The sequence below is a fragment of the Hymenobacter polaris genome, from assembly GCF_012927305.1.
GTDB classification, from domain to species: domain Bacteria; phylum Bacteroidota; class Bacteroidia; order Cytophagales; family Hymenobacteraceae; genus Hymenobacter; species Hymenobacter polaris.
Map to the genome: position 1 here is coordinate 88259 of NZ_JABBGH010000006.1, position 8665 is coordinate 96923.

Genomic DNA, 8665 nt, shown 5'->3' on the forward strand with positions numbered 1-8665 from the left:
AAATGGATTTTTGTGTTATCTGCTTATAACCAATTCATTCACCACCCGCTCCTCCATTTCCTGTACTAGCTGCTCGATGCGGCCCGCCCACCCCGTGCCTCGAAAAAACCACGATACCTCGTGGCGTACGTAGTGACCGCTCCGGGCGGCCCCCAGCCAGTTGAATGACCCTTCGAGTAGCGCGTGGTTATCGAGGCAAATAGTCTTGTTATGAATCTGTTCGGCAATTTTTACCTCAGCTCCTGCGCGGCGTAGCGCTGCCCGGCCCGCCTGGGCATGCGGGTGCAGCTGCCCCCGTGGAGCATCCAGATGCGCATCGGTGTACACGGTAATGCGTAGGGTCGGCTGCCGAACCTTGGCGGCCACGATAAGGTCGGTCAAGCCATCAGCCTGAATAGCATTCGCTGAAATAAACGGTGAGACGATGACCAAATGCTCTTGTGCCGTGTTGATGGCCCAAGCCAACGCCCGGCGGTGCTGCTCCAGCTCGCTGAGGCGGTCTACTTTGCCGGTGGCCACGGCAGTTAGGTGCTCGCGAGGCACGGGTAGGTGCCGTCGGCTTTCATCGCCATAGAAGAAGCTGTTATCTAATTCAGGCCGCGGTCGCCCTTCGGCTGGCTCCTCAAACAGAAGCTTCGCCAGGTTTCCGGATGGCGTGTTACGCGCTGGGTTGAACAGGCAGCGGTTGCCAATCACTAGAAAGGCCTCTTTCGCCCGCGATACGGCCACATTCAACAGATTATAGCCTTGGTCGAAGAAGTACCCGCCCCGGTGGCTGGCATCATACACGGGCGAGAACAGAACGATAGTGCGTTCAGCCCCCTGCAGTGCGTGTACCGTGCCCACAGTGAGATTCTCGTTGCCCAGTCCTTGCGCACGCAAGGCGCGCTGAATGGCCAGTTTCTGCCCGCTAAAAGGGGTAACGATGCCGACCAAGTCTTGCAGGCGTGGCGTGGGGTTAGCCGTGCTCCTGGCAGCAGCCAGGATATCATCCCGCTTTAAATGGAGCCAGCTGGCAATGGCTTCGGCTTCTTGTTGGTTCTGCCGGCTACCGCCGACGGTAGTGCATTCGCCGGCAATGTGGATGTACCCAAGTGGTGGCAGTCCCAAAGCTGCCAGGCTCGACGGGTTAGCCAAGCGCTCCAGTTGACTACCGTACACATACTCGTCGCAATAGCGAATAATTTCGGGCTTACTGCGCCGGTGCTGCCGCAGCAGTAGGCCGCGCTCCTGCGGATAGTTGGTAAGTCGGAAAGGCGTCGCCAGTTGAGCCAGCCGCATCAGGCTGCCCGCTGAAACCTGGTAGGCCAGCGGGCACTCGGCAGGCGCAATACCGACACGGCGCTGGTTTTGGGCATCCAGTGCCGGTAGCAAATTCCAGACGGGCTCAATCTGATTGGTATCGCCTACCACCACAGCTTTTTTTGCCAGGGCAAAGGCTGCGGCTCCCACCTCGGGCGAAACCTGGCCGGACTCATCAACGAGGAGCAAATCGAACAACTCCAGAGCATAGCTTGACTCACCATCCTTGGACTTCTTAACTAAGAAATTAGCCACCGTGTGGAAGGTGGAAATAAAGCACGGCGTGAGCATGGCCCACCGCGCAAACTGCTCCGGCTTGGTTTCGTAGCCTCGGCGCGGGGGCTGGGCCGGCCGCAGCTTTTCTTGCAAGGCAACCACGTACCGGGCCTCCCAGTAGTGCAGCGCCAACACGAAGGCACTGTGCCGGTGTGTCACATCCAGAACATTGTGGATGCTACTGGCATCAGCAGCGGAGAGGGCTTGCAAGTAAGAAGCCGCCTCTTTCTGAGCCGCGTAGTCACGGCGCAGCTGCGCGGCCAAGGTGTCAAACGTGCTTAAGGCACCCAGGGCAGCCTGTGGGTGCAACAGGGCCTGCTGGGCTTTTTCCAAACGCTGAGCTACCTCTAGCTTCAGTTGCTCGGGGTCGAAGTCTGTTACTTCGTTGGAATAGGGGCACTGGGTCCGCACCAGGAATTGGTAGCGGGCTTGCTTCTTTTTCCGAACCGATGCCAGAAAAGCGGCCAGGAAATTTTCGAAACTTGATTCGGATGCCTGCAGTCGCAGTAACTCAAGCTGATAGGCTTCAAGGGCGGCAATGGTGGCCCGGCCGGTCTGCAACGCTTGTCGCAGTTGCTCCGCATTCCACGGCTCGCCTCGCTCGTCGTACAGGCGTGGCAGCAGGTCCAGCCACGTATCAATACACGTCACCTGTTGAAGTAGAGCATGGTGCAGCTTAATGCGCAGAGCAGCCGGAGTTGGGTACTCGATACCAAAAAAGGCCGCTCCCTGGCGTAGTAGCTCGGTTTCGGCGGCCCGCAGGTAGCGACCATCCGCAGCTTCTTTTGCCTTGCAAAAGCCCTCGCGGGTGGTTTGTACCTGGTAGCCCCGCTGCTCGTTTTCAGCCACGTTGCTATTGGTAAGAAACACGCCCAGTGAGGGCGCCTCCGGCACCCAGCGACTGACACGCGCTTCGCGACCGAAGCTATCGAGAATGTTAGTAATAGCTTGATTGTTTGTGGAGCTGGCCAGGATGCGTGGAGCTTCTTGTCCCAGCACCGCTTTTTCCACTATCAGGTTCGCCACAATGCTCTGCAGGAGCGTGGTTTTGCCGGTGCCAGGTGGGCCGTTCACCGGAAATACGTCGCCAGATGCGGTTTTAAGCAGCGCCTGAAGAGTGCTTCTTTGCGACGTTGACAATGGATAGCTATTTCCCATCTGTCCGTAGTGGCCCTTGATAGACAATAGGCCAAGCGCTTCGGGGTTGAGGGGCCGCCCGGCCGCCTGGCCCTGGAGCAAGGTCGTCAGTAGCGCGGGCAGGCGCGACTGCTTTTCCAGGTAGCGATACAGGCCGATGATATTTGCGGCCATGCCCTGCGGGGGCATCAGGGTAAGAGTAGCATTACTGTCCACCACCCAATCGCCAATTTCTGCCCGGTTAGCTGGCCAGCCGGCCGAGGCTGTCGCCTTGGCATAAAAGGCCTGCGCGTTGGTGTAGTACTGTTCCCAGGTATCCGTTTTCCACGTCCAGAGCGCTAGCTCCGAATCAACCGTGGTGAGGCTGCCCAGCACGGGCGCATTGCGCGTGGTAGGCTCCAGCACGTCGCGGATAAGCCAAGGAATCAGGTGCTCGTTGCTGGTAGGTGGTTGAAGCTGCCCCGTTTTAGTGAGCCGCGCTGGAATCCAAAACGGATGAATCGCCCGTGCCTGCCCCTGCTGCGCTGTTCGACGTCTATCGCCGACCACGGGCCGCAGGCTAAAGGGAGCCAACATAACGGCCAGCGTCTCCAATTCGGAGACAGCGGCTGCCTCCGGAGCAGCCGCGTAGTGGGCCGTATAGAATGCCTGCAACGCTTCTGCATCCAGCAGGGGTGCCGTCAGCGAAGCCTGTTTCGTTATGTCAATGCGTTGCCGGTCAGCATCAGCCAACGAGTTGCGCCAATAGCGTAGCCACGTCCCAGATTCCATATCACCTTATCAATTGTAGCGGGAGACAGCCTTTTTAAGTTTCTCGTGCATAGAGTCGCGCAAAGACTTGGGCGCTAGCACTTGTAAATCAGGTCCGAAGCTAAACAGGCGCGTTTTGAATTCCTGATTGATGATTAAGCGTAGCTCGATAACCAAGCCATCGGCCGTGTCACTTATGGTTACCTGGGTTGGGTGCAACTTTTTGGTGAGCACGTAGAGCGCTCGCCCAGCCGCAATGTGCAAACGAATGGTCTCGACGTGCGGATTTTTCTCCGGCATCGTTACCCCGATGATAGAGTCAAAATAGGTGCTAAAGTCGACATCTGTCGGACGAAACTTCAGTGGGCTGTTATCTAGTCCTTTAATGCGGTCAAGAGCATAGTTTTGAAGATGCGCGCCTTTGGCTTCATTGCGGGCTATCAAATACCAGCGCCCGTTGTAAGTCTTGAGCAGATAGGGGTGGACTTCCACTGGGCTGGCCTGCGCTGCTCGGTAAGATTGATAATGTATCACCTGCGGCGTCTGTTCGCGAATAGCCTTGTACAAAGGCTTCAAATGTTCGGTACCCGTATAATCCGGGACTGCTTCCAGTTGCAGAATCGGGTTTGTTACGGTTCCATCACTGGGCAAATGCTGTTCTAGGCGCTGAACCAGCTCATCCAGGTCGTCTGCCAAGCCCAAACCACGCAAGGCTTTCAAATTGTGTAGGCTTTGATGAAGAATCACTAGGTCCGCACTAGTAAGCGGCGTTTTGCGAATTGAGTATTCTGAGTCTGTGTAATGGTAGCCTTTATTGCGGGTGTACTCAATGGGGGCATCATAGTGCATCGGCAACTTCATGTCGTGCAAATCTCCTTTAAGCGTGCGCTCGCACACGCCTTTACCCTTGTTGGTTGTGGCGCGGTACTCGTCCTCTACTGCCTTTAGCAGGTCCTTGATAGTCCAGACGAGGTTACGCCGTTGCAGGCATTTGTCAATAATGAGGTAGCGCTTATATGCGTTTTTGCTAACTGGCATTGAAATCCTAGGATATAGGCCATACACAAGCTCCATCGGCCAGCGAGAAACTCCACGCTACGAAGAACGGGCTTTTCAAATCAGCTAACGCATGAGGCGCTCGCTTTACTGTGCAATTAGCTTGCACAATAGTCTGTCTGGGTGGGCATAGTGCCTACTTAAAAGTTTTTATGAATAAAGTTATTTGCTGTAAATCAGCTATTTAAATAAAATAATCAAGGTTTTTACGAAAAAACATCAAGCTAATTTTAACTGTGCAAAAAGACTGCACAGTAAGCCTTTTGCTTTGCTGCGGCAATGGGAGGGAACCCCACTTCTGGTCGTAGCCGGACATCGACTAGGGCGCGGGGCATCCTTCTTTCACAACCATTGCTTGGCTGAAGCCAGCTGTCAGCGAAGTCGCTGGTGAACGGTTTCAATTAACTTAACTGCTTAAGAGCATGCACCAAATCACCCTTTTTAATTTAGGCAATGCCGACACGTCGCGGATTGACCTCGCGAACGGCAAAAAGCTGCTGATTGACTACGCCAACATGCGCTGCGCTACTGACCCCAAGGACAAGCGCATCGACCTGCCAGTGCAGTTGCGTGCCGATTTAAAAAACGCGAAGCGTAATGACTACGATGTCGTTGCTTTCACCCACCTCGACAATGACCATACCTGCGGGGCTTCCGAGTTCTTTGAGTTGTTGCACGCTGCTAAATACCAGGGCGGCGACCGAGTAAAAATCAAGGAACTGTGGGTGCCGGCGGCTGTCCTCGTTGAGGATGGCTGTGAGGATGAAACCCGGATTCTGCGCCAGGAGGCCCGTTACCGGCTGAAAAAAGGGGAGGGTATTCGCGTATTCTCCGGTCCCGGCCAACTAACCGACTGGCTGGCCACGCAAGGCCTTACCGTAGCCGACCGGCAGCACCTCATCACAGATGCTGGTACGCTGATTCCCGGGTTCGATTTGGCCACAGATGGCGTAGAATTCTTCGTTCACTCGCCCTTTGCCAGCCGCACGGCAGGCGGCGGCTTGGCCGCGATGGACCGCAACAGCGACGCGCTGACCTTTCAGGTGACCTTTATGGAAGGAACCCGGAAAACCCGGATGCACTTCTTTTCGGACATCGACTGGCCGGTAATCAAGTCCATTGTGGAGGTAACCGAGTATTACGGGCGCACGGAACGGCTGGAATGGGACATCTTCAAAATTGCCCACCACTGCAGCTACCTGTCGCTCAGCAGCGAGAAGGGTGTTGAAGTAACGGTGCCCGATGCTGTAGTGAAAAAGCTGTTCGAAACCTACGGGCAGAGCCGTGGCCGCCTCATTTCGACCAGCAAGCCCATTCCCAGCAACGACGATGACAAGCAGCCCCCGCACCGCCAAGCCGCAGCCTATTACAAGGCCCAGGCTGAACGGCTTCGAGGGGAATTTCTGGTCACGATGGAGCACACGAGCATCCTGTACCCTGAGCCCATCGTCATCAAAATTGACCAGCTTGGGGCGAGCATCGGCAAGATGGCTGCGGCTGCCAGCGTAGCAGGCGGTAGCATCCCTCCACCTCGGGCCGGCCGCGGCAACTAATTGTAGGTACGATGGAATTGCTTGAAATGGGATACTATCCACTGTCAGGAGAGCCAGTAGAGGCTGGCTCTCTGGCGATACCAAAAGCCGTTGAATTGGTGCAGGCCCTGCAAAGTCAGGGCTTGCCCTATATCCGGGTGGTAGATTGCCTTCGCGTTGAAGAGTATGAGTTCGTGGTCGTGGATGTCGAGCCGGAAGTACCGCAGTATCCGGTGCATGAGGTGCAAAATGTCGAACGCATCGCAATCGGATTCAATCCCGCCGATACAGAGCATCAGCTTATCTGGGCACTACGCGAAGATTTTCCGCTGGTGCCACACCTGCACTTTGGTCGCGAAGGGACGCCGCGTAGCTTGTGTCTGTACCAGATTGCCTATGCAGACTTGAAGCCAACCTGGACGGCGGCTGCACTACTCCGGCAACTACAGCGCTGGTTGACTCAAACAGCCCGCGGAGAGCTACATGCCCCTGACCAAGCACTGGAACAGGCCTTTTATGCTCCCCCGGAGCGGCTGGTATTGCCAAGCATCGTTTTTGCTCCTGATGCAGCCATCACGCTGGAGCCCCTGCACGTGCGTTTCGTCAGCACAGTGCTTGGCAAAACAACCCTGGTTGCTTCGCCTGTAGCCTCAGCACCCGAGGGCCAGCAAGCACAGTTCACCAGCTTTGTGTACACGGCTTCGCCACAGGTGCACGGTCTGATTCGGGAACAGCCGCGCACGATAGCCGAACTTCAAGCCTACTTATCTGATAGCGATGTAGGTTTTACGAACGCGCTACGTGGGCACCTGAGCGACTTAAAGGAGGCTCCAGGCTTTAATCGAAGCCTTCAATTACTGATTATTGTTCGGCTCCCGAAGCTGCGCACGGCGACGGAAGCTATCGAGACAGTAGAAGTATGGGCTTTCGCATCAGTCGGCACCCTGGCCGAGCTTGGCACAGACCTCGGAATTTGGGCCATGCATGAAAACCTCTTAGCTAACCTTTATCCCGTCGACTTTAGGTGTAGCGGTCAGCGTAGTAAACTAGAGTTGCTGAGTCCAGTTCGGGCGCTCACTCGCGACCTAGCAGCTGCCTACAATGGCTTGCTGGCCTCCACTACACGCTTTGTAGCAGTGGGCGCGGGCAGCTTGGGTTCACAGGTAGTCAATAACCTCGTGCGTGCCGGGCAGGGCAATTGGGTGTGGCTAGATGAGGACCAGTACCTGCCCCACAATGCGGCACGACACTACTTGCCGAGCAGTTTGGTAGGCTTGGGTAAGGCGCACGCGATGGTATCGATGCTGAAGAATACCTACGAGAAAACGGACTTGCGGGCAATCGCGGCTAACGTGTTACACCCGGCCTCCCCCCAAGTATTGACGGCATATAACGCGGCGGAGGTGATACTAGACATGTCGACATCAATAGCAGTGGCGCGGCACCTAGCGTTGGATATTGAAAGCCCAGCCCGCCGCTTGTCGCTGTTCCTGAATCCATCGGGAACAGACTTGGTGCTGCTGGCAGAAGCTCAGGACCGCTCGCTACGGCTCGACCAGCTGGAGATGGAATATTACCGGGCTTTGCTACGTCAACCCCAATTACAGCAACACCTGCTCACCGCCGGCCAGCCCATTCGGTATTCGCACGCCTGTCGTGATGTCTCCGTGCAGTTGCCACAGGACCAGGCTGCCTTGCATGCTGCCATCGGAGCCCGGGCTGTCCGCGCATCGGTGGCTGAACCGGGTGCTCGCATCAAAATCTGGCGGGCACAGCCTGACTTAACCGTGGTGGCTGATGAAATCGAGGTATCTCTTCATACGGAAATGACGGTGAATAGCTGGACCGTGGCCGTACCGCATCAAGTATTGCGGGAAATAAGTGAACAGCGCCAGGCGCGCCTACCCAATGAAACGGGTGGGGTATTAGTCGGCGTTTTCGATACACAGCATCGCCGGGTGTATATCGTGGACCATATTCCTTCGCCGACAGATAGCCAGGAGTCCCCTATCGCTTATATCCGTGGCGTAGGAGGTGTATCAGAAGAGCTTGCTCGCATTAGCGAATGCACGGGCCGACAGGTAGTGTACGTAGGGGAGTGGCACTCACACCCGGACGGCTACAGCACCCAGCCTAGCGAAGACGATAAGAACCTATTTGCCACCTTACAGCGGGAGAGTCAAACCGGCGGATTACCCGCAGTAATGGCTATTGCTGGGGAGCATGAGACTACGAGTTGGTACGTAGCAGATATCGCAGCTGGCGGAGAGACTGTAAGCAGAATAGTTAAAGCATAGCAGTGGCTCAATGCTACAACACTAAGGTCGGTTAAGGGGTCGCAATTGCGTTTGATACTTTGGGCAGCGGCAGCTGCGGTGGTCATCCCGCTCTTTTTGAGGCAGGTATCCGCAAGTCGGACAAGAGAGAGCTTGTGCAAATGCCAGCACTGCTTCCCCAAAGGTGCGTACATCGGAATTGGACAAATCAGCGCCAGAAGGACTGAAGTGGGCTCCGACTTCGTTGCGAATGAACGTCAACCCATTGATTGTCTGAAACAAGTCATTTAATTGAATTTCAGACCAGTTGTTAGGCAATACAGGGTGGCCGTGCAC

General features: G+C 55.8%; 5 protein-coding genes. 2 read left to right on the top strand and 3 right to left on the bottom strand.

What is annotated here, in order from left to right; genetic code table 11:
* Window positions 1-15: 15 nt before the first annotated feature.
* Together HHL22_RS23515 and HHL22_RS23520 are read right to left on the bottom strand one after the other, a co-directional pair.
* The gene (locus HHL22_RS23515; RefSeq protein ID WP_169533886.1) at window positions 16-3486 is read right to left on the bottom strand and encodes an AAA domain-containing protein; all 3471 of its coding nucleotides are present in this window, start codon (window positions 3484-3486) and stop codon (window positions 16-18) included.
* Window positions 3487-3495: 9 nt separating this feature from the next.
* Window positions 3496-4503, bottom strand: coding sequence for a helix-turn-helix transcriptional regulator (locus HHL22_RS23520; RefSeq protein WP_169533887.1), 1008 nt, complete (start codon window positions 4501-4503; stop codon window positions 3496-3498).
* A 440-nt stretch (window positions 4504-4943) separates the two neighbouring features.
* Between HHL22_RS23520 and HHL22_RS23525 the strand changes: the two genes are divergently transcribed.
* Together HHL22_RS23525 and HHL22_RS23530 are read left to right on the top strand one after the other, a co-directional pair.
* Window positions 4944-6074 (top strand): ComEC/Rec2 family competence protein, encoded by a 1131-nt coding sequence (locus tag HHL22_RS23525; RefSeq protein ID WP_169533888.1) that lies wholly within the window; start codon window positions 4944-4946, stop codon window positions 6072-6074.
* An 11-nt stretch (window positions 6075-6085) separates the two neighbouring features.
* The gene (locus tag HHL22_RS23530; protein WP_169533889.1) at window positions 6086-8350 is read left to right on the top strand and encodes a Mov34/MPN/PAD-1 family protein; all 2265 of its coding nucleotides are present in this window, start codon (window positions 6086-6088) and stop codon (window positions 8348-8350) included.
* A 21-nt stretch (window positions 8351-8371) separates the two neighbouring features.
* Here HHL22_RS23530 and HHL22_RS23795 read toward each other — a convergent pair.
* On the bottom strand, window positions 8372-8665 hold a 294-nt coding region (locus tag HHL22_RS23795), incomplete at its 5' end, for a hypothetical protein (protein ID WP_206680766.1).

Excerpts from the sequence above, each read along its gene's own strand:
- HHL22_RS23515 (WP_169533886.1), bottom strand. The coding sequence starts at position 3,486 with ATGGAATCTGGGACGTGGCTACGCTATTGGCGCAACTCGTTGGCTGAT.
- HHL22_RS23525 (WP_169533888.1), top strand. The coding sequence starts at position 4,944 with ATGCACCAAATCACCCTTTTTAATTTAGGCAATGCCGACACGTCGCGG.
- HHL22_RS23530 (WP_169533889.1), top strand. The coding sequence starts at position 6,086 with ATGGAATTGCTTGAAATGGGATACTATCCACTGTCAGGAGAGCCAGTA.
- HHL22_RS23520 (WP_169533887.1), bottom strand. The coding sequence starts at position 4,503 with ATGCCAGTTAGCAAAAACGCATATAAGCGCTACCTCATTATTGACAAA.